Here is a 20,231-nt window from a genome sequence, read left to right on the forward strand (position 1 = left end):
ACAAAGCTAGAAAAAAGTGCCGACATGTTAGCAAATTCGGCAAGATATTTTCAGAATATTTAGATGCGTTTTCACTTATTTTATGGCACATTAATGATCGAGTAAAAAAACAACAAATTAAAACTTAAGGAAGATATCTTTATGCAAAGGATGCAGAAAAAGATATTGTGGTGTGTGCTCGGATTTTTTATTTTGAGCCTCATCGCATGTGTATATTGGCTAAGCCCCGATTCGAAAAGTAGCTCACCTCGGTTCAATCAGGATGAGACTAAAACTTTCACATCTACTCATCAAACACCTTTAAATTCAATAACAAGTGATAATGCTTACTTAAGTAAAAGTCAGCAAGATACTCAAGTTAATTGCCAGTTAAAAATTGATAGTTCTCAACATTTAGTTGTAAATAACCAAACCCGTGACTGTTTTGAATATTTTATTACACAGTATGGAGAATCTAATTTACAACAAGTCAAAACGCATTTTGAGAAATTCATACAAGATCAGTATTTAGAACCAGCCCGCTCACAGGTTATTGACTTGTGGACTCGTTATTTAAAATACCGTGAGGAGCTTGCACAAATTCAACCACCTCAATCTAAACAACAAGATCAAAATTATTTTCAAAAGATCTTTAGTTCAATTCAAGATATTAGAAAGCGTTTCTTCTCTGCATCTGAAATTGAAGGACTCTTTTCAACAGAAGATATCTATCAGAACTACACATTAGATCGCATGAAAATTTTGGAAGATTCATCTTTAAGTGAAATTGAAAAAGCTAAAAAGCTGAAAGAACGCTTTGAACAGCTACCAGCAGACTGGCAACAAAATCTGCAAGAACTATCAAAACTTGATGATTTGCATACACTGACTAAACAAATTAAAGCTCGCAATGGTTCAGCGGAGGAACTGCGTCAAATGCGTACAGCACTTGTAGGAGCTGAGGCAACACAAAGATTAGAAACTTTAGATACGCAGCGTAATGCTTGGCAACAGCGAGTTACAGGCTTCTTAAAGCAGCGTGATGAAGTTCTCAATAGCAATATGAGTGATAGTGCTAAAAATCAAGCAATTCAACAACTACGCCAACAACAATTTAGCTCATCACAGGAACAACTTCGTCTTCAAACTTTTGAAAAAGTCCATGACCAAGGAGGTGAACTACCATTTAACTATTAGGCTTTTCTATTTCAAAGTGAGCCAAACCTTATCCAGCAGTAACAGCTGCTGCTCATACAAAATAAAAATAGTGAGTAAAAAATGAAAAGGAACTTAATATTTTTCTGTGCTGCAATACTCTCAGGACTGAGTGTTTCAGCAACCCATGCCACAAATGCAGAGCAAGTAAAAAGCTCATTTGTCTATTCGAATTATGCTCAAACCAAATATCCATTGGTTTTTAATCATGGTATGGCCGGTTTTAGCCGAGTTGGGACAGATACGCTTGGTCTTGATTATTGGTATCAGATTCTTCCTGACCTTGCGCGTAACGGAGGAAATGTCTGGGCAACAAGGGTTTCACCGTTTAACTCAACCGAAGTTCGCGGAGAACAACTTGCCCAACAAGTAGAAGAAATTATTGCTATTACGGGAAAACCTAAAGTCAACTTGATCGGACATAGTCACGGGGGACCAACAGTTCGCTATGTCGCTGGTATCATGCCAGATAAAGTTGCTTCACTTACTACTATCGGAGCACCTCACAAAGGATCTCCAATGGCAGATGTCATCCTGAACGTTGAGGGTACTCCTCTGTCCGGACTGGCAACATTAGTAAACTGGTTTTCAGCAGCGATTACTTGGGCAGAAGGCCTAGATCCAACTAGTTATCCGCATGACTCTTTAGCTGGCGCTCATAGCCTATCAACTCAAGGCTCGGCACAGTTTAATGCACAATTTCCGATGGGTGTCCCTACCACGTCTTGTGGTGAAGGTGCTTATCAAGAGAAAGGAATCTATATGTATTCATTCTCTGGCAATAAAGCACTCACAAATCCATTAGATCCTTTTGATATTGCATTAACAGGAAGTAGTTTGGTTGTTGACCCACTAGGAGATAACGATGGACTAGTTTCTAGATGTAGTGCCAAGTTTGGTAAGACTATTCGTGATGACTATAACTGGAACCATTTAGATGAAGTCAACCAAGTGCTTGGTATACGTTCTATTTTTGCAGCAGACCCAGTCTCGGTTTATCGTCAACATGCTAATCGTTTAAAACTACAAGGATTATGATTCCAAATAAAAAAATGCGCCAAAAGGCGCATTTTTTACTCGGTATAAGCTTACGCTTTACGAGCTGGTAATTTTTCACGAATACGTGCAGCTTTACCAGACAAGTCACGGAGGTAGTAAAGTTTAGCACGACGAACGTCACCACGACGTTTCACTTCGATTTTAGCAACAACTGGTGAGTGAGTTTGGAATACACGCTCAACACCAACACCGCTAGAAATTTTACGTACTGTGAACGCAGAGTTCAAACCACGGTTTTTCTTAGCGATAACAACACCTTCAAATGCCTGAAGACGCTCACGGTCACCTTCTTTTACTTTAACTTGAACAACTACTGTGTCACCAGGAGCAAATTCAGGAAGGTCAGTTTTTAACTGTGCATTTTCAACAGCTTGAACTAAAGGATGTTTACCACTCATTGTGGGAATCTCCAATATGTGCAGAGTCAGAAGAGGTCTGAGTTTCCGCTGGGGATAGAGGCTAAAAACGCATATCAACCCGTTTAACTTTCCCTTTACGACAATCGTAAAGAGCCTTAATTACACATAAATCTATAAATTTAAATAGACTTATGGTTTAACTCGAAGCATTGCTTCTCGTCTTGTGTTAGAACTTTCGTTCTTGAGAATAGCAATTAAGAATTACCGCTATTCCCTTGTATATCTTTCAGCCATTTTTTTTGCTGTTTAGTCAACTCTACTTTTTCTACCAACTCTGGTCGGCGTTCTAAAGTCCGTTGATATCGCTGCAAAAAACGCCACTTTTCAATGTTGGCATGATGTCCTGATTTTAAAATTTCAGGGACATCCAAACCTTCAAAATGGTCTGGCTTAGTATATTGCGGACAATCTAAAAGACCATCTACAAAAGAATCCTGTATCGCTGATTGCTCATCTGACATTACATTCGGCAAACGGCGAATAATACTATCAAGCAACACCATGGCAGGTAGTTCACCGCCAGATAAAACATAATCTCCAATTGACCATTCCTGATCAACATAATGCTGGATCAAACGTTCATCGACGCCTTCATAACGTCCACACAATACAATCAAGCCGTCATAATCAACAAACTGCTGTACTGCCTGTTCATTTAAAGTTTTACCTTGTGGAGACATATACACCACAGGTACATGAACACATCCTGCTTGTGAAGCAAGTTGTTTGGCATGGTTAATTGCTTTTGCGAGAGGCTCAGCCATCATTACCATACCAGGACCACCGCCAAATGGACGTTCATCCACTCTCCGGTAACTCCCTTCAGCAAAATCACGTGGATTAATACAAGTGACTTGTACAATGTCACGCTTTGCTGCACGTCCGCTAATCCCGTAGGCTGTAATCGCTTCAAACATTTCAGGAAAAAGCGTAATGACTGCAAAAAACACCGCAGACTCCTCTATTTTCCTGCTGCGTTAATCCCCTAAAAAAGGATTAGTAATCTACGCCCCAATTGACGTAAATGCGACCAGCTTCAAGATCAACGCGTTGTACCACGTCTTTATGCCAAGGAATCATGCGTTCTTCTGAATCAATGCTGTCTGGTGTAGCACGTACAACCATCACATCATTAGCTCCAGTTTCAAACAACTCATGAATTTGCCCTAGGTTTACTTCCTGTTCTTCATCATCCAGTCCTAACACCGTTAAGCCTTTCAAATCTGACCAGTAGTACTCATCTACATCTGCTTTTGGCAATTGAGATTTAGCAATCCAGATATTAGCGCCAACCAAGCTCTCTGCTCCAGTGCGATCACTCACACCTTTTAAAGAGACAACTAAGCCTTTGCCATGTGGTTTCCAACGTTTTACATCAACTGTTTGCCAACCAGCCTTGGTCTCAATGTACCAAGGCAAGTAGTCAAACATATTGCTCATGGGTTCCGTATTGGAATACACCCAGAGCCACCCATTTAATCCATAAGCTGAACGTAACTGTCCAATCTGAATACGATCTTCGGGAACATTCTGTGTTGGTGTCATGGGCTACCTACTACAATAATTATGCAGTAGCTTTTTTAGCTTGAGCAGCCAAAGAAGCAACACGTTCAGAAGGTTGAGCACCTTGAGAAACCCAGTGAGCAAAACGGTCTGCGTCTAAACGAAGTTTTTCTGCTTGACCTTGTGCAGTTGGGTTAAAGAAACCGATACGCTCGATGAAACGACCATCACGTGCATTGCGGCTATCAGTCACAACGATTTGATAGAATGGACGTTTTTTTGCGCCGCCACGTGCTAAACGAATAACAACCATGATAAAAGCCTTATAATTCTTACGGATTATCCCTGCGCCGACCATCGGCAACACTTCAAACCCCTTTCATAGAGGGCGACATTCTACGTGATTTTCACCCTGAAAGAAAGATTAAATTTTGAGTTATCCGCAGTTTTGAATTTAAATTTATTTACCATCCCAATTCGATGTTGCAGAAGGAACGCAAGCCGTACCACTGTTAATATCAGTTCCCTTTGTCCAGCAACGCTCACCACGATAATTTAAAACAATATGCCCATCACCGGACTGCGAAGTATTTGCAATCGGCGTCGCGGTCAATATCCATGCTTCCGCATTTAAAGCTCCAGCTGTCACTGGAGCCAAATTGACTGTATAAAGAGGTGTGCCTTGTATAGGATAAGAAGTGGCAATATTTAAATCAGAACTCGTTGCACCCGTTACTCTAAAATTTGCAATTTTGTAGCGTTGGATATGCATAGCAATCTGTTGCAACGTAGTTTGCATATCCGCACGATTAGTACGACGAATATATTCTTGATAAGAGGGGTAAGCTATCGCCACTAAAATCGCGATAATAGCTACAACAATCATTAGCTCAATTAATGTAAAGCCTTTTATTTTATTTACCACGGCTCAGCTCCAGTGCCACAAGTTATATAAGTAACATTGCTAGTGGCTTTATTCTTGCAACGTAATCCGTTACTAGTAAACAAATAAGTAAAATTATTAGGATCTGAAGCCTCTGCTCGAATCACCCAGTTTTGCCCTAAAGCTGTAGGATCTGTTAAGGTTTTCGTTGTATCGTCACCATCACGCACAGTTATTCGGTATTTAATAGCACTACCAGTTGCCCCAACAGGCAAAATTACTGGGGTTGTAGCCCCTGTAGAGAAACCTATATAATTAAAATTTCTAGATTTCTGACGTGAGAGTTGCACTGCGATCTGTTGCATTTGTTGCTGCGCACGTGAAGCATCCGCTCTTAAAACATAAGCTTGGTATGAAGGTATTGCAACTGCAGCAAAAATAGCAACAATCACGACTACGATCATTAGCTCAATAAGAGTAAAGCCTAAAGAATACGTGAATTTACCTTTCATCACCTATTCCTTCCTAACGGACATACCAACGCTGTGGTATTAAACACATCTTACTACTGTTCGAGGCAATAATACCGCCAATAGTAGTAACACCACGATTACCCATATTTACACAATAGTTCTTATTATTAGTACTTTCATTACCGCCACCGCCACCGCCACCGCCGCCACCAACGCCGCCATCATCTACAACAGTAGTATCTTGAATACCCGCCCCCTGTGAACAACTTGTACCAGGCGCACACTGAACATTATCATTATCAGCTGCTAGGGTCGATTTACTGCATTGTCCAAAAGGCATACAGAACTGATTTAAAAAGCTTTCGCCTTTTACTCCTGCTCCACAATCTCCAGACATACCTGCTTTTCCACCATCAAAAGTAGAAACAAACATACGATGATTTAATACGATTGGTGTTGAAAATACTTTAACATCTTGAATATTGGTGGACTTAAATTGATAGAACCATCCACGGGTAGCAGATAGTAAAGCGACTGCACCATCATCATATGTATTCCAGTTTGAATTAGTAATTTCCCCCAATTGATTAGTATTTGTGATTGGGGTTTGATATACAAAATCAGCTTTATATAAATTTCTATCTGCTACATCTTTATCGTAAATATTATATACCGCATCATAATTATAACCTTGGCCCGAGGCATACTGAGCTAAGGGTTTACTACGATTACCACTACCAATAGAAACAACGGCAAACGTTGTGCCATTATAGTCATACACTGAAAATGCAGGCATTTCATAGAAACGTGGACTAGCAGCGCCATTATTTAAATTCAATAATAATTGTGGAGGCTTAGCAAAGCTTGCATTTGTTGCCGCAGTGTTATCTAAATCGATACGGAATAGTTGACCACCTAAATCACCAAAATAAAGATGATCAATCAAACCATCACCATTTCGATCTTCGGTACGAATTTCACTTACTACGCTATATTTTAAATTATTAGATTGAGTATAAGCTTCGGCACCTTGAGCTGTAGTCGCTTTAGCACTAGCCCACCAAAGGAGCTTACCGTTATCAGCGTCAAACATATATACACCTGCGCCTTGGCTAATGCTCGGGTTATAGGTATCACTCTCATAGCCTTCATCATAACCACCGCCAACAAACATTACTCGTTTACGTTCAGTAGTTTTACCATCGCTTTTCTTCCAATTTACCCAGCCAATGCTCGGCTTAGACCAACTTTGGCCCATATTACTTAATGCAGCATAAGTAGTAGTTGAACCGTTATAATAGGTTTTCTGTTCATCAGGAGATATTTGGAACAGTAACTTTGGATTACTCATATCTTGCAAATTGAGTGCATAATAACTACGTCCCCCCATTCGCAAACCGCCATACACGATCTGTTTACCTTCTTGAGAACCATAGCCTTTACCGACAGTGAGTCCTTTTCGACTACTATCTAATACATATTGAGTATAACTAGCCCAAGGTCCATCAATACCATAATATAATTGATCGACTCCTCCATTCATAGCATCGTTTTTCAAAAATGCTTCGGGTTGTTTCTCGATCATTTCATTTGGTACAAAGGTAAATACTTCTTTTCCGCCATTACTATCCACAGAAGTACTATCATTTTTACCAGCCTTGACTATATGTAAAAGCCCCTGTGTTGTGCCAAACAAGACATAGTCTTCACGATTTTGAGTATCAATTATGCCGTTTGTATATGTAATTTGGCCACTATTGGTAATTAATAGTGGTGAGGAATGCATTAACGCACCAATCTGTCTTAAAGAAGTGGATGGAGTAGCATTAAGAACTAAATGATCAGGATCCTTTGCTTGAGTCACAGTCATTGGATACCCAAGCAAAGCCATTAAATAACCACGTTTCCCATCAGTTTGATAAGTCGTATCAGTTAAATCAGACTTTTTAATTTGTCTTAGTGTTGTTGTCGTTGTACCGTCTGCACTTCGATTCGTCAAAAGATTACGGTTCTCTTGTGTTGTTTGATTCATTGTCAAGAGTAGCTGTGACCATGCTCCCCCTTTTAGAGTGTAGCTATTACTCCCAGGTGTATTGGAGTCGGCATTATCATTTGTAGTATCATTATCGATATATGCCCAAAAATCACGATTTGGAAGTATTTGGCCCTTTGTAGCAGTTGCTGTACTGATTAAAGTAGTATTATCACGGTCTTTTAGAACACCATTAACTACTGCATATTTTTTGAGATTACCCGCCCACAGTTGATAGTTTTTATCTGGAGTCGGTTGAAACTGAGGAAAATAAGCCTGCTTTTGTAATACAGCTGGGTTAAGACTATCTTTAGGAATAGTAGGTGAACCTGTAGTTACAGCTGGAATCTCCGAACCTAAATCTCCAAGAAATGCATTTACACTAGTTACAACATCTTGAGAGCTTGAACCAGAATACCAACCACCACTTGCATTAACACCCCATTTCGCAGCTTCTTTCTGATTTGCCGATGCAGTAGAGTTATCAATATTTGCCAAGTTTTCTGCTAAAGAAAGTGATCTATTAAAAGATGGAATAATATTAAAATCACTTCCAAAACCAACAACAGCTGTTTTAATTTTTAGTCCAACAGGGTTACTACCATTATTTAGTAAAAATTGTGAAAACTGTTGAATACAATTCCAGCCTGTATCGCTATCCGTACAAGCAAATGTTTTACCGCTTAAAGCTTTCTTCATTAATCCTGATGCTGAAGAGTTTCCATTTGGATCACCATCAGTTAAAACATAAATACCTTGACCACTGCACTGTGTAGTGGTTCCTGTCATTTGTTTAGTAATACTATCGGGACGTACATAGCTCCCTCCACTGGTTGCACCTGCACCCGCATAGTTAAAACCACTATTACTTAGTCCTTGAGTGGTAGTACCCATTAAGGAAGCAGCAGCCTCTGCATAAGCATTAGCTGTAGGAGTGCCTCCTCTAGCACCAAGTTTTGCAATTTCTTCTATTAGTATTCTTCTTTGAGTTTTACCATTTACGACTGCATCTAAACGTCGAGCTGGAATACGGACCTGCCCCGTTAAATTGTCTGCAGCAGTCGGCTCACCAGCAGTATTAAATTGTGTTGGACGGGAGAAAGTAGTAAGACCAATCAATTTATCATCAGAAACAGGTAAAATTCCTTTACTAGTATTACCGTTAAGTAGATCAATCATGCCATCTTTTACACGAGTAATACGGTCAGGATATTGAGTATTTGGACCAGCCTTATAGTAATAAGTACTATAGTTTGCAGACATTGAGGTCAAACCACTAGTAGAAGGTGCGCTCTTTAACCTAGTTGTACAATCACTTTGCGAACTCGAATTACCACAGCTATACCAAGATGACCCATACTTCATATAATAATAAGTTGGAGCAGTTGCAGTGCAATAATAGCGCTTATATTCGGCAACACCATTACTAGACAACACATTACTATAACCTGTCTGCACAACATTACTGGGGATATCACAGGCACTAGCATCATTTTGAAGCTGTGGATATCCCATAGAACCTGAAATATCCAATACAAACATTAAAGTAATATCACCAGCTTTTGCTTTTTGATAAATATCAATATCACTGGCCTGACTTACACTACTCGCTACTAACCCAGTGCATAAAGCAGCTACTGCACTTGTTAGAAGTTTTGAATTATATGAAAAAATTAAGTCTTTCTTATCCATTATTATTTTCCCCAATTAATTAAAATCTTGTGCAATAGTGTATTCAGTAACGTTCGTAGTAAATGGGACATTTAAGCTGGTTAAGCACTCTGCTACTGATTTTAAAGGATTATCTAAGTCGGATTTATTAGTAACATCTGGCGCTGCCGTTCCATCTGGGAGTGTCACTTCACTCATGTGTTGTTGTAGACACTTATTAATATCAGCACGATTAACACTACTTAAACTTGGCATTAATGACACAGCAAATACTTTAACTCGTTTCGCCTCTTGGACTTGTCCTTCTTTTTCATCAAGGCCACGAGTTCGAGCATAAAAAGGGTCATCTTCCCCCACAGTGGAGAATTTGACTGCAACCTGGGTCATGACTGCCTTACGACCACTGGTAAACCAGTTATTCTTTGTATCAACTGCATCACAGTATCCATCTGTACCTAAAGCATTATTAGTAGGTGCACTATTTCCATCCACCCACTGCATTAAACTTGCACGACCAATATTGAAAAAGTCACTTTGATCTCCGCGATAACAAAAAACTAATTCTTTATTTTTGTCATTTGCATTGCTGATATAACCAAATAAACCTGTCGCACTTAAGCTTTGAATTAGGTTGGTTGGATTCTCGAGCTGAAAAAAAGAAGCATCCGAATTTTGCAATATCAATTGTTGCACTTGACTATTTGTTGCTATATTTAGATTAATCAATCCCTTACGAATTGCTATTGTTCCAATAATCATAATTGCGACTAAAAAAATAAGTACAACAATTAAGGCTGAACCACCCTGCTTCAGTTTCATTCACCACGCTCCCCGATTACATTACGTAAAGCGATGGTTTGTGATATCACTTGCCGCACATATTTTTTTGTAGAATTTGTAGGCTTTTTAACTATAATCGTTTGATCCAATACTGAAAATTTTTGATCATCTTTAATTGCTACTTCTGCACCGACTGGTTGCAATGAACGAGTTAATAATCCAATTTGTACCGAAACAATACGTGGACGAGGAGCTGTTAAACTCAAATAATCATGTATTGAAATATAACGTCGCCCTGAACTCCCCTGAACATTCAGTAAAACTCGGAAATAATCTACGCGTTTCATTATAATTTCACCCGCATCCCCATAACGTGTGATAGCAGTTGGATTACCCGTTAATGGGTAATAACCGGCATCACAAGCTAGTGCTAAGGGTTGATTGGGTTCATCAGTAGTGTTATTAGCATCTTTACGTAGAAAATATCGTTCAACTATAACTTGGCGTCCACTTGCAAGAGGAAAATTCAAATTGTTTCCTTCGCAATCTGTACCACCTATATATTCATCGTCAGCTTGAGTTGCTGTACCTTTTGTATCAATTGTATATTGCGGTACATATTGAATAACGAGTTGATCACTGGCAATATCACTTCCATTACTTTGGACGTTTGATGCTCCAGTCCAAGTATTACCACTACCAACACTATCGCCTTGACTGCGTGAAAGTAAATTAGTACTGGCTGTTACACCAACAATGGTTTTATAAAGATTACTAAGAGGCTCATTAGCAGCATCTTTAGCTGAGTTAACTGCAGAGGTTAAGACGATACCACCGTACGCTGTTTGATCATTAATAACTGCTTTAGGGTTATTTAAATTCGCAAGGCGGATATCTTGGGTTAAATAGTTAAGCCCAAAATTAGCATTATCCTGTACATCGGAAACACCTATTTGCATTGATAAACTTTTTTGACTAGTCAAAAACAATAATATTGCAGCGGCTGTAATTATCAGACCTAAAGCTAACGAAAGTATGAGTTCGATTAATGTAAACCCCTGATTTTTTTTCATTTTAATAGGCCTCCATAATCACACATGTTGAATTATTGTTATATGAAGTATCTTGAGTACAATCTCCTACACCAGGACCATTCGTTGCACTAGTATCTCCCCATGCAATATAAATACATTGACGATTGTTAGTTTGGGGACAGGCAATCATATTCATAGTCATACCATAAGAAGATGCACTTTTTACAACCTGAGCAACATCAAAATCAGCTAGCTCTGTATCAGTACAATTGTTTTGAAAGCAATTTTTAGCGTAGTCTGTTTGTTTACTGGCATCTTGAAGTTGCTGGTTATATACAGTTAAAGAATTACGATTAACTCTCATACGCTCGGCAAGATCGCGCGCTAATGTAATTGCTTGTACCCGTGATGTACTTTCTGCACTTGCTTCTAACGCTCTATACTGCAGAGCAATAAAGCCTAAAATACCAATTGCCAAAATCAGCAAAGCAACTAGAATTTCAATCATCCCCATACCACGCTGGTGTCCAAGGCTCTTCATGAACATGTCCCCATTGTGATTGACTGAATTGATCCCATTCTTGAAACATTAATAATTTTTGATTTATTACCAGATGCCGTATTACAAATTTCAAAAGTTGTATCTCCGGTTGCATCTTTTACCAAACCGGACATTAAAAATACTATAGAAGTATTAGATCCCGTTTTTAATTGAGCTTTTCCGCTTGGTACCCAATTAATTTGATTATCACTATCTGCCACATACGTAGAATTTAATTGCACTTTTACTTGTCTACGCTCGACTATAGCTTTCATACGTGCCTGATTTATACTTGAAACTAGATCTTCTGAACTTCTATTCAAATTTTGATTATTCAACATATCCCCAAACATTGGTACAGCCATCACAGCAATAATAGCCATGACTGCAATTGTTACGATGAGTTCCACTAAGGTGAACCCTTCTTGCGGAGTAATTCCCCTCATCCCCATAACCCCAAATAAATTTAAAACTTTTTATTTCTATATAAATTTTACGTTTTACTTTTACAAAACGAATACAAACCAGATAAAGGGTATAAAAAAACAGATAACCGTCATTTGACAATTATCTGTTTAAATTTTTTAAAATCAGTATGTTAAACAAGTCACATTTTATGCTTGAGTCACATGAATACGTAACTCTTTAGGAAGACTAAAAGTAATATTTTCTTCACGCCCTTCTAACTCTTTAGGTGCTTGGGCTCCCCAATCCTGTAAACGTTGAATCACTTGTTTAATTAAAATTTCTGGAGCAGAAGCGCCTGCTGTAACGCCAATTTTACAAGTATCATTGAACCATGATTGTTCAAGCTGATCAGCGTTATCTACTAGATAAGCAGCTTTCCCCATACGTTCAGCAAGCTCTCGTAAACGATTCGAATTTGATGAATTAGGTGATCCAACAACCAATACGACATCGCATTTTTCAGCTAAATCACGTACGGCATCTTGTCTATTTTGAGTTGCATAACAAATATCATCTTTGCGTGGCCCTTGAATTTTAGGGAACTTCGCACGCAAAGCATCAATGACTTTCGCAGTATCATCAATAGATAAAGTCGTTTGTGTAACAAAAGCTAATTTTTCTGGATGTCTGACTTCAAGCGCTGCTACATCGGCTTCATCTTCGACCAAATAAATGTCACCGCCTTTTAATTTGTCATATTGCCCCATTGTTCCTTCAACTTCTGGGTGCCCTTCATGACCAATTAAAATCGCTTCTGTACCTTCACGGGCATATTTAGTCACTTCAATATGCACTTTCGTAACAAGCGGACAAGTCGCATCAAAAACTTTGAGACCTCGACGCTCTGCTTCTTGCTGAACCGCTTTTGAAACTCCGTGCGCACTGAAAATTACAATAGAATCATCTGGCACTTGATCCAGCTCATCAACGAAAACAGCCCCTCTTTGACGTAAGTCATCTACCACAAATTTATTGTGTACAACTTCATGACGCACATAAATAGGTGGATTAAAACATTCCAAAGCCCGATTGACGATTGCTATGGCTCGATCAACACCGGCACAAAAACCACGCGGATTAGCTAACACAATTTCCATAACAGCCTCAAAATTAATAAAACAGGGGAAGTTCTCGTAAATATTTGCAGTTAAAACTATTCAGTTTAAACGCACGGTACACTACAATAGCGAAGATATTTTATCATATCAGGAAAAATATCATGTCGGGTCTATTGTTTGTCGTTTCTGCTGCATCAGGAACGGGCAAAACATCTTTGGTGAAAGCCCTACTTGACCGTGTGAGCAATTTACATGTTTCAGTTTCGCATACTACCCGAGGTCAACGACCAGGTGAGTTAGATGGTGTTCACTATCATTTCACAACAAAAGATGTCTTTTTAGACCAAGTAAATCAAGGTGGATTTATTGAATACGCTGAAGTATTTGGTAACTACTACGGCACTTCTCAAGCAACTGTTAAACAACAATTAGCTCAAGGGCATGATGTCTTGCTTGAAATTGACTGGCAAGGTGCTGAGCAAGTACGTAAACTCTTTCCTGAATCTAAACAGATCTTTATTTTACCACCTACTCAATTCGATTTACGTCAACGGTTATCTAACCGTGGCACAGACTCTGTGGAAGTTATCGAACATCGCTTAAGCTGTGCTGTGGAAGACATGCAACACTATGTAAATTTTGATTACATTATTATTAATGATGACTTTAATAAAGCACTTCATGAGCTTGAAGCAGTAATTACTGCAAACCGCTTAGTGTTATCTCAACAAGCAAATAGACACCAAGCATTAATTCAGGACTTGATTACTCCTCAACCAAAACAGGAATAACTTGAGTCTAGAACGAAAGCCTTTTATACTATTTAGTCTGTTCAAATTTACCATTCCAAAACGAGAACTTTTATGGCACGCGTCACCGTTGAAGATTGTTTAGATCATGTAGACAACCGTTTTGAGCTTGTGCTCGTTGCAAGTAAACGTGCTCGTCAATTGGCACGTCAAGGCATGGAGCCAACTGTAGAATGGGATAACGACAAACCAACAGTTGTTGCTTTACGTGAAATCGCTGTAGGTCATGTAACGAAAGAAATTCTTAAACAACGTGAGCAAGATTATCAAACTTCTAGTCTTGATCTTGCCCTTTCTACAAACAGTTTAAATTTAGAAGGTTTTTCTTTCTAATTACTCCTGTTTCTATAAAAAACCATCGTTTCTTTGCGATGGTTTTTTATTTGGCTTCTTTATATTTAAAAACATATTGGCAAAAGCAATTATTTTCATTGAAAAAAAAATACACTTTTTCAAACGAAAAAATTGACAAGTTCCGCAATATGCTTTTCATTAAGAAGTAGATAGATTTAGTTTTTTAAGTAACAGAAAAAGGGTGGTCTATGCCAGGCGAAGAGGTCAGCCAAGCCAAGCAACAGCTCAAATTAATTATCGAACCTTACTTATCAGTAAGTGAAGTCGAGAAAGTGCTTGCTGCCTGTGATTTTGGAGATCTGGCACACACTGGTATTACCCGTAAAAGTGGTGAACCCTATATTCTGCATCCTATTGCTGTCAGCTGTATCTTAGCTAATATGCGTTTAGATCCGGAAACTTTAATGGCAGCGCTCTTACATGACGTCATTGAAGATACTCAATATACCAAAGATGATATTATTGAGCGCTTCGGGCAAACAGTTGCAGAACTCGTTGATGGCGTAACTAAGCTAAGCCAGTCAAGCGATAAAGAATATAATAAAGCCGCATCTTTCAGAAAAATTCTGCAAGCAACCTTACAAGATCCACGCGTTATTATTATTAAATTAGCTGATCGCTATCATAATATGACCACATTGGGTGCTCTGCGTCCCGATAAACGTGCTCGTATCGCGCAAGAAACTTTTGATATTTTTGTACCTATGGCAAGATTAGTCGGCATGAATGAAATGGCCGATAATCTTGAAAATTTATGTTATCAAAATCTTGATTTAGATATGTTTGATAACGTTCAAAATGCTTTACTTCAAACTAAACCCGAACGATGTAAATATCAAAGTATTTGGGAACAAAATCTTGCAGAGCTTCTGCACAACTATCACATTCAAGGTCGTATTAAAAAGAAAAATAATAATATTGAGTTATTACGCCATTTCGTTAAAAACGAAATGGATTTACAAGAGCTGACTCATAGTCATGCTTTTGAAATCGTTTTACAGTCTATTGCTGACTGCGACCGCTTAGTGGCAGCATTAAAAGAAAATTTCCAAGTCATTCAATATCAAGATCATATCCGCCGTCCACTACCTGGCGGAAATCAGTCTTTGCTGATCAAGCTCAAAGGCGAAAAAACTACGTTATCACTCACCATCCAAACTGAATTGATGCGTAAAGCTGCCCGTTTTGGTGTGGTATTAGGTGAAAATGCTCCACAAACTTGTCGCTCTGCCATTCAGGCATCAATGCAAAATTTAAATACACTCATTGATAGTGAATGCGCTAAGACAACTTTTAACGATTTACTTGATTATCTACATCAAGAAAAAATTTGGGTCTATACCCCACATGGTCAATTACATGAATTACCACAAGGTGCAACAGTAGTTGATTTTGCCTATTCAGCTAGTCTTTTCTTGGGTAACCATGCGGTAGGTGCGAAAGTTGATGGTGAAATTAAGCCACTTTCAACCCCCCTAGTCAGTGGGCAAGTTATTGAAATTATTACTGATGTTTTAGCAACACCAAATCCAGATTGGCTTAGCTTTATTAATACTCAGAAAGCTCGTCGTGCTTTACAACACGTGCTCAAAGATCAAGATATTGAAGAACAACGCTTAGTCGGTGCCCAAGCACTTTCACGCGCGCTGAAACTATTTAATCGCTCAATCAACGACCTTTCAGATGCAGATTGGCTAGACCTCTTACAATGGCGTCATATTGACAATAAAAATGCATTATTTGAGCAAATTGCAGTTGGAGATTTACTTCCTCAACTTGTAGCCAACCATTTGTTTGCAAATGATAAACATCCACAAGTAGAAAATTCGGACCGATTAATTCAAGGTACTGAAGGTATCGATGTTAAATATGCTCACTGCTGTAACCCAATTTTAGGTGATTTAATTCAAGGTCATTTAACACGTCGTGGCCTAATTGTGCATCGTATTCGTTGTCATAATTTACTTCATGAACAACATCTACATCCAGAAAATATTATGCCGCTTCAATGGAAAGCAGATGATGTAGATGATGTACGATTTACAGCCTACCTTGCGATTTATATGGCAATGAATGATGAACAGGTATCAGATCTCATCTATCAATGCCGTAAAAATAATGCGGGGGTGGAAATGGTGCATTCCAATGAGCAGCGTACTTTCGTTAATATTGTAGTCAACAATCGTAAACATATTGCGAAAGTCATTCGTGATTTACGAATGCACTATGGATTCCCACGTATTGAGCGTTTGGATGCCCCTGCTCCACAAGCAGAAGTTTCTAAAGTCAGCTAAAAATTGTTCTACTTTACTAAAATCTAACTTTCCATAAGCACCTAATTAATTAAATCGATGATACTTTTGTCAAAACCTATCATCGATTATGATGGAAAAAGATTTAATCAAGGAGAACCAAATGTCCCGCCAAGTCATTCATACTGAAAATGCCCCTGCTGCTATCGGCACATATTCTCAAGCTATTTTAGTAGGTAACACACTCTATCTATCAGGGCAAATTGGTTTAGACCCTTACAGTATGGATCTTGTAGACGGTATTGAAGCTCAAATCCGCCGTGTATTCGATAATCTCAAAGCAGTATGTGAAGCTGCGGGTGGCTCACTTGCAGATATTGCAAAGCTCAATATTTTCCTTACTGATTTATCTAATTTCCAGCTTGTAAACCAAATTATGGGCGAATATTTTGCTCAGCCATACCCAGCTCGTGCAGCACTTGGGGTAGCAAGTCTACCTAAAGGCGCATTAGTAGAAATGGATGGAATTGTAATTATTAATCAATAAGATAAAGATTTAGCTACAGATTAATCCTTAAATATTTAGTTCTAAAATTAGATACCGCTATGCTTAGAAATCTAAACAACCTTTAGATTTCCGCTTAGGCGGTATTTTTTTATCCAAAATCCCAATAAAGATAAATGAGATTTTAAATGAATTTCATTGACAAACGATAATAATTATCAATAATATCAATTATCGCATTTATATTTGGGGATTACTCCCATGTACGTTTGCTTGTGTCGTGGCATTACCGATCAGGATATTAAAGACGCTATTGAAAATGGCGCTGAAAGCTATCGTGAAATTCGCGATTTGCTTGACCTCGGTACTTGCTGTGGACGCTGTGCACCAGAAGCACGTGCTATTATTAGTGAAGAATTAGCAGAAATTGCTGCGCGCATTTCTGTAGCTGCATGATAAAAATTAGTATTTAACAGTAAATTATTGACTCCTCCACCGCTTTTTGCGGAACGTTAATTGTTCCTCATTCAAGCGGTTTTTTTTGGAAGGAAATTCAGCTTTACCAATATTGTGTTGTTTTTGATTGCGATTTTCATTTGCTGTTCTATAAATTACTCGCCATATCTGTGAATGTTCACTAAAATGAATTCATAGATTGCCTTAATTGGATTAAGGCAGAAATTGTTTTGGAGTAGCTACAATGAAAGGCAATCGTGATGTAATCAATCAGCTTAACCAAGTGCTGTATCATCATTTAACTGCAATTAACCAATACTTTTTACACTCTCGCATGTTTAATGACTGGGGAATTGAACAACTCGGTTCTGCTGAATATAAAGAATCAATTCGTCAAATGAAGCATGCCGACAAGATTATTGAACGTATCTTATTTTTAGAAGGTCTCCCTAATCTTCAACACTTAGGTAAATTGTATATCGGTCAACATACAGAAGAAGTTCTGCAATGTGATATTCGCAAAGTGAAAGAAAACATTGAAGCTATTCAAAAAGCAGTTGCATTAGCTGAAACAGAGCAAGACTATGTAACACGTGATTTGGTACAAGAAATTTTAGAAAAAGAAGAAGAATACTGGGATTGGTTAGATACTCAAATTGACCTTATCGGTAGCGTTGGTATCGAAAACTATATCCAGAGCCAAATGTAATTTCTTATAAAAAAATCCCCTTGAATACAAGGGGATTTTTTTATTTATCTTTTAATAATTGCGGCAGTGTTATTTGCTGTCCATAAAGGTGCTGCAAAATAAATATTTGTCGCTCTGCCTGATCTATTTTTCCATTATAAGCAAGTAACTGAGCATATTTACGTAAATTATAGGGGGTTGCTTTGTTCTTCACAAAATTTCCCCATTGAATTAACTCTGCTTCAGATAAAGTTACATGAGGATTAAGCGCAATCCACTTTAAACGCTGCTCAAATTGGGTTAGAACAAAAATCTGGTCACTTCCCATAAGCTCGGCATTTGGCTGCTTATTTTTAAATAGTAAATTACTATTCATGACATATACGTTGTAATCACGCCAAATTGCGATCATAAGTATTAAGGTAACACCCCAAATTAAATGCAGAAGATGTTTACCTAGTACAAAACCTTTCAGTATTGGAGTCTGTGCTTGAATTACACCCAATAAAAAGCCACAAGTCAGTAAGAAATAAGCATAACGCTGCGGAAATTCTAACATGGCATGAATAAGTACTGTACAGACCATCATCACTGCAATAATCGAAATTGTTTCTTTCGCTTGTTGATTTAACCAAAACAACCAACATGTAAAGTAAGCAATAATCACGATACCAATTGGAATACCATTCCAAATAATAAGATCTAGCAACACATTGTGAGCACTAGTCGTCCATTCTGCTGTTGGGAAAAGAGTATAAGCAGACATTTGAGCAACACTAGTTTGATTCCACCCATATCCCAACCAAGGATGTTGCTGTACAGCGAGTAACATTTGCGTCCAGATATTAAAACGCAAATAACCAGAACTTGCCCGTTCAGCCAAGCTACTCGCCTGAGTTATATCTGTATGCGACCATGCCTCAATTAAGCTTGTAAGAAATGGTAAAACTAAGCCCGCCATGAGGAAAAAGCCAGCACACCATAATAAGCCTTGAAAAAGTCCAAAACGCTTCGGTTTGTTAAATTGCTTAATAGCCCAATAGGTGAGTAAAAATGGAAAAACAATCCAAGAAGTGCGTGATTGACTTAGGACAACTGCAAATAAAATAGTTAGTGCTGATGGCAAGAGTAACCAAACTGAAGCCTTGTTCTTTTCATATAAATATAAGCATCCTAATAACCCCATAATGAGAAAGGTTGCCATATTATTGGGTTGGCCAAAGTTACCGTAAGGTCGATTACCAATTAAATGCAACATATGTGCAAAATGCGTATCAATATTTAACCACTGGCAAACCGCAATAAGACTAGTTGCAACCGCAACAATAACAGTAAGTAAACTGAACCCTGTAAAAATTTGATCTCGCTGCTGTTGATCTAATGACAGGTTATAGCCAGCCACAACCATAAACCAAAAGCCTAATAAGTAAAGTGAACTTAACAAAGCTGTACTAAAATCGAAAACTAAACCAAAAGTCCACTGCACCACTGGAATTAAAATAAATGGCAATAGTAATAATTGTGCCCGTGGAATTTTTATATTTTGATAAAAAAGTGCAGCTAAGACACTTAGACCTGCCGCAAAGGTACTCATTTCGCTAGAAAACATCACCCAAGGGTTATAGTGAAATGGTGATAACCACGCAAAACCTAACAGGATTGCTGCGAGGAAGAGAAAGAATACTTGCATAGTGAGAGGTTAAAGATCAGAACTTAAGAGAATTATACATGGAAGAAAGAAGAATTAGATGTTTTGTAAATAATATAACGACTTGCATTTATGGGACTGTTCTAAATTTTGTGTAAGTACTTAATTTTCATTTATCCTTCAGAGGATAATTACAAAAGGTACTTCACATGGATGAAGCAACAATCAAAAGTATGGCTGCCGAATTGGCTAAAGGTCTAAAAACACCAGAAGACTTAAACCAAATGACAGCAGTCTTTAAAAAATTCATGATTGAAACTGCACTCAATACTGAACTTTCAGACCATCTCGGTTATGAAAAGCATCAGCCCAAGAAAGGCTCAAATAGCCGTAATGGGTTTAGT

Annotated in this window: 22 protein-coding genes and 1 pseudogene; 10 read left to right on the forward strand and 13 right to left on the reverse strand. The window is 38.3% G+C overall.

What is annotated here, in order from left to right; genetic code table 11:
* Positions 1 to 141 precede the first annotated feature (141 nt).
* A complete protein-coding gene (locus J678_RS15880) occupies positions 142 to 1,176 on the forward strand; it encodes a lipase secretion chaperone (RefSeq protein WP_031955964.1) in 1,035 nt (344 codons plus the stop codon).
* 114 nt (positions 1,177 to 1,290) lie between these two features.
* Entirely contained in the window at positions 1,291 to 2,232 is a 942-nt protein-coding gene (locus tag J678_RS15885; RefSeq protein WP_079377478.1) for a lipase family alpha/beta hydrolase, read from the forward strand.
* Positions 2,233 to 2,282: 50 nt separating this feature from the next.
* Here the strand turns inward: J678_RS15885 and rplS are convergent, their stop codons facing one another.
* The 12 genes from rplS to ispH form a co-directional block, all read right to left on the reverse strand.
* The gene (rplS, locus tag J678_RS15890) at positions 2,283 to 2,651 is read right to left on the reverse strand and encodes a 50S ribosomal protein L19 (RefSeq protein ID WP_002051668.1); all 369 of its coding nucleotides are present in this window, start codon (positions 2,649 to 2,651) and stop codon (positions 2,283 to 2,285) included.
* Between the two features lie 215 nt (positions 2,652 to 2,866).
* Positions 2,867 to 3,622, reverse strand: a complete 756-nt coding sequence (gene trmD / locus J678_RS15895; RefSeq protein WP_002051760.1) for a tRNA (guanosine(37)-N1)-methyltransferase TrmD — start codon at positions 3,620 to 3,622, stop codon at positions 2,867 to 2,869.
* 46 nt (positions 3,623 to 3,668) lie between these two features.
* The gene (gene rimM / locus J678_RS15900) at positions 3,669 to 4,217 is read right to left on the reverse strand and encodes a ribosome maturation factor RimM (protein ID WP_004711694.1); all 549 of its coding nucleotides are present in this window, start codon (positions 4,215 to 4,217) and stop codon (positions 3,669 to 3,671) included.
* 19 nt (positions 4,218 to 4,236) lie between these two features.
* On the reverse strand, positions 4,237 to 4,488 hold the full coding sequence (gene rpsP / locus J678_RS15905; protein ID WP_000260334.1) for a 30S ribosomal protein S16: 252 nt from the start codon (positions 4,486 to 4,488) through the stop codon (positions 4,237 to 4,239).
* Positions 4,489 to 4,635: 147 nt separating this feature from the next.
* Positions 4,636 to 5,100, reverse strand: coding sequence for a type IV pilin protein (locus tag J678_RS15910; protein WP_031955969.1), 465 nt, complete (start codon positions 5,098 to 5,100; stop codon positions 4,636 to 4,638).
* On the reverse strand, positions 5,094 to 5,570 hold the full coding sequence (locus J678_RS15915) for a type IV pilin protein (protein ID WP_031955970.1): 477 nt from the start codon (positions 5,568 to 5,570) through the stop codon (positions 5,094 to 5,096). The genes J678_RS15910 and J678_RS15915 overlap by 7 nt, the downstream gene beginning before the upstream one ends.
* Before the next feature lie 13 nt (positions 5,571 to 5,583).
* Positions 5,584 to 9,255: a PilC/PilY family type IV pilus protein gene (locus J678_RS15920; protein WP_031955972.1), complete on the reverse strand. Its 3,672-nt coding sequence runs from the start codon at positions 9,253 to 9,255 to the stop codon at positions 5,584 to 5,586.
* A gap of 15 nt (positions 9,256 to 9,270) precedes the next feature.
* Entirely contained in the window at positions 9,271 to 10,053 is a 783-nt protein-coding gene (locus J678_RS15925; RefSeq protein ID WP_031955975.1) for a pilus assembly PilX family protein, read from the reverse strand.
* Positions 10,050 to 11,087, reverse strand: coding sequence for a PilW family protein (locus J678_RS15930; protein ID WP_031955976.1), 1,038 nt, complete (start codon positions 11,085 to 11,087; stop codon positions 10,050 to 10,052). The genes J678_RS15925 and J678_RS15930 overlap by 4 nt, the downstream gene beginning before the upstream one ends.
* A 1-nt stretch (position 11,088) precedes the next feature.
* The gene (gene pilV, locus J678_RS15935) at positions 11,089 to 11,589 is read right to left on the reverse strand and encodes a type IV pilus modification protein PilV (protein ID WP_079377472.1); all 501 of its coding nucleotides are present in this window, start codon (positions 11,587 to 11,589) and stop codon (positions 11,089 to 11,091) included.
* Positions 11,586 to 12,035 (reverse strand): GspH/FimT family pseudopilin, encoded by a 450-nt coding sequence (locus tag J678_RS15940; RefSeq protein ID WP_025467929.1) that lies wholly within the window; start codon positions 12,033 to 12,035, stop codon positions 11,586 to 11,588. The genes pilV and J678_RS15940 overlap by 4 nt, the downstream gene beginning before the upstream one ends.
* 168 nt (positions 12,036 to 12,203) lie before the next feature.
* Entirely contained in the window at positions 12,204 to 13,154 is a 951-nt protein-coding gene (ispH, locus tag J678_RS15945) for a 4-hydroxy-3-methylbut-2-enyl diphosphate reductase (protein WP_002051768.1), read from the reverse strand.
* Positions 13,155 to 13,276: 122 nt separating this feature from the next.
* Between ispH and gmk the strand changes: the two genes are divergently transcribed.
* The 7 genes from gmk (at position 13,277) to bfr (ending at position 18,200) form a co-directional block, all read left to right on the forward strand.
* Entirely contained in the window at positions 13,277 to 13,906 is a 630-nt protein-coding gene (gene gmk / locus J678_RS15950) for a guanylate kinase (RefSeq protein WP_002051739.1), read from the forward strand.
* Positions 13,907 to 13,978: 72 nt separating this feature from the next.
* Positions 13,979 to 14,257 (forward strand): DNA-directed RNA polymerase subunit omega, encoded by a 279-nt coding sequence (gene rpoZ / locus J678_RS15955; protein ID WP_000135049.1) that lies wholly within the window; start codon positions 13,979 to 13,981, stop codon positions 14,255 to 14,257.
* A gap of 38 nt (positions 14,258 to 14,295) precedes the next feature.
* On the forward strand, positions 14,296 to 14,427 hold the full coding sequence (locus J678_RS23555; protein WP_102990545.1) for a hypothetical protein: 132 nt from the start codon (positions 14,296 to 14,298) through the stop codon (positions 14,425 to 14,427).
* Between the two features lie 39 nt (positions 14,428 to 14,466).
* Positions 14,467 to 16,572: a RelA/SpoT family protein gene (locus J678_RS15960; protein WP_004711681.1), complete on the forward strand. Its 2,106-nt coding sequence runs from the start codon at positions 14,467 to 14,469 to the stop codon at positions 16,570 to 16,572.
* A gap of 121 nt (positions 16,573 to 16,693) precedes the next feature.
* The gene (locus tag J678_RS15965) at positions 16,694 to 17,077 is read left to right on the forward strand and encodes a RidA family protein (protein ID WP_006582555.1); all 384 of its coding nucleotides are present in this window, start codon (positions 16,694 to 16,696) and stop codon (positions 17,075 to 17,077) included.
* 219 nt (positions 17,078 to 17,296) lie between these two features.
* Positions 17,297 to 17,491, forward strand: coding sequence for a bacterioferritin-associated ferredoxin (locus tag J678_RS15970; RefSeq protein WP_000289091.1), 195 nt, complete (start codon positions 17,297 to 17,299; stop codon positions 17,489 to 17,491).
* 244 nt (positions 17,492 to 17,735) lie between these two features.
* Positions 17,736 to 18,200, forward strand: coding sequence for a heteropolymeric bacterioferritin subunit Bfr (gene bfr / locus J678_RS15975; RefSeq protein ID WP_000678123.1), 465 nt, complete (start codon positions 17,736 to 17,738; stop codon positions 18,198 to 18,200).
* A gap of 40 nt (positions 18,201 to 18,240) precedes the next feature.
* Here the strand turns inward: bfr and J678_RS15980 are convergent, their stop codons facing one another.
* A complete protein-coding gene (locus J678_RS15980; protein WP_032027390.1) occupies positions 18,241 to 19,869 on the reverse strand; it encodes a PglL family O-oligosaccharyltransferase in 1,629 nt (542 codons plus the stop codon).
* Between the two features lie 167 nt (positions 19,870 to 20,036).
* On the opposite strand from J678_RS15980, the pseudogene J678_RS15985 reads away from it, so the two are divergent.
* Positions 20,037 to 20,231, forward strand: a pseudogene (locus J678_RS15985) (IS256 family transposase); the annotation flags it as partial.

Origin of the sequence: Acinetobacter sp. 1424608, from assembly GCF_000588255.1 — a bacterium.
GTDB classification, from domain to species: Bacteria; Pseudomonadota; Gammaproteobacteria; order Pseudomonadales; family Moraxellaceae; genus Acinetobacter; species Acinetobacter nosocomialis.

Excerpts from the sequence above, each read along its gene's own strand:
- J678_RS15880 (WP_031955964.1), top strand. The coding sequence starts at position 142 with ATGCAAAGGATGCAGAAAAAGATATTGTGGTGTGTGCTCGGATTTTTT.
- rplS (WP_002051668.1), bottom strand. The coding sequence starts at position 2,651 with ATGAGTGGTAAACATCCTTTAGTTCAAGCTGTTGAAAATGCACAGTTA.
- rimM (WP_004711694.1), bottom strand. The coding sequence starts at position 4,217 with ATGACACCAACACAGAATGTTCCCGAAGATCGTATTCAGATTGGACAG.
- rpsP (WP_000260334.1), bottom strand. The coding sequence starts at position 4,488 with ATGGTTGTTATTCGTTTAGCACGTGGCGGCGCAAAAAAACGTCCATTC.
- J678_RS15915 (WP_031955970.1), bottom strand. The coding sequence starts at position 5,570 with ATGAAAGGTAAATTCACGTATTCTTTAGGCTTTACTCTTATTGAGCTA.
- J678_RS15920 (WP_031955972.1), bottom strand. The coding sequence starts at position 9,255 with ATGGATAAGAAAGACTTAATTTTTTCATATAATTCAAAACTTCTAACA.
- J678_RS15925 (WP_031955975.1), bottom strand. The coding sequence starts at position 10,053 with ATGAAACTGAAGCAGGGTGGTTCAGCCTTAATTGTTGTACTTATTTTT.
- J678_RS15930 (WP_031955976.1), bottom strand. The coding sequence starts at position 11,087 with ATGAAAAAAAATCAGGGGTTTACATTAATCGAACTCATACTTTCGTTA.
- pilV (WP_079377472.1), bottom strand. The coding sequence starts at position 11,589 with ATGAAGAGCCTTGGACACCAGCGTGGTATGGGGATGATTGAAATTCTA.
- J678_RS15940 (WP_025467929.1), bottom strand. The coding sequence starts at position 12,035 with ATGAGGGGAATTACTCCGCAAGAAGGGTTCACCTTAGTGGAACTCATC.
- ispH (WP_002051768.1), bottom strand. The coding sequence starts at position 13,154 with ATGGAAATTGTGTTAGCTAATCCGCGTGGTTTTTGTGCCGGTGTTGAT.
- gmk (WP_002051739.1), top strand. The coding sequence starts at position 13,277 with ATGTCGGGTCTATTGTTTGTCGTTTCTGCTGCATCAGGAACGGGCAAA.
- rpoZ (WP_000135049.1), top strand. The coding sequence starts at position 13,979 with ATGGCACGCGTCACCGTTGAAGATTGTTTAGATCATGTAGACAACCGT.
- J678_RS23555 (WP_102990545.1), top strand. The coding sequence starts at position 14,296 with ATGGTTTTTTATTTGGCTTCTTTATATTTAAAAACATATTGGCAAAAG.
- J678_RS15960 (WP_004711681.1), top strand. The coding sequence starts at position 14,467 with ATGCCAGGCGAAGAGGTCAGCCAAGCCAAGCAACAGCTCAAATTAATT.
- J678_RS15965 (WP_006582555.1), top strand. The coding sequence starts at position 16,694 with ATGTCCCGCCAAGTCATTCATACTGAAAATGCCCCTGCTGCTATCGGC.
- J678_RS15970 (WP_000289091.1), top strand. The coding sequence starts at position 17,297 with ATGTACGTTTGCTTGTGTCGTGGCATTACCGATCAGGATATTAAAGAC.
- bfr (WP_000678123.1), top strand. The coding sequence starts at position 17,736 with ATGAAAGGCAATCGTGATGTAATCAATCAGCTTAACCAAGTGCTGTAT.
- J678_RS15980 (WP_032027390.1), bottom strand. The coding sequence starts at position 19,869 with ATGCAAGTATTCTTTCTCTTCCTCGCAGCAATCCTGTTAGGTTTTGCG.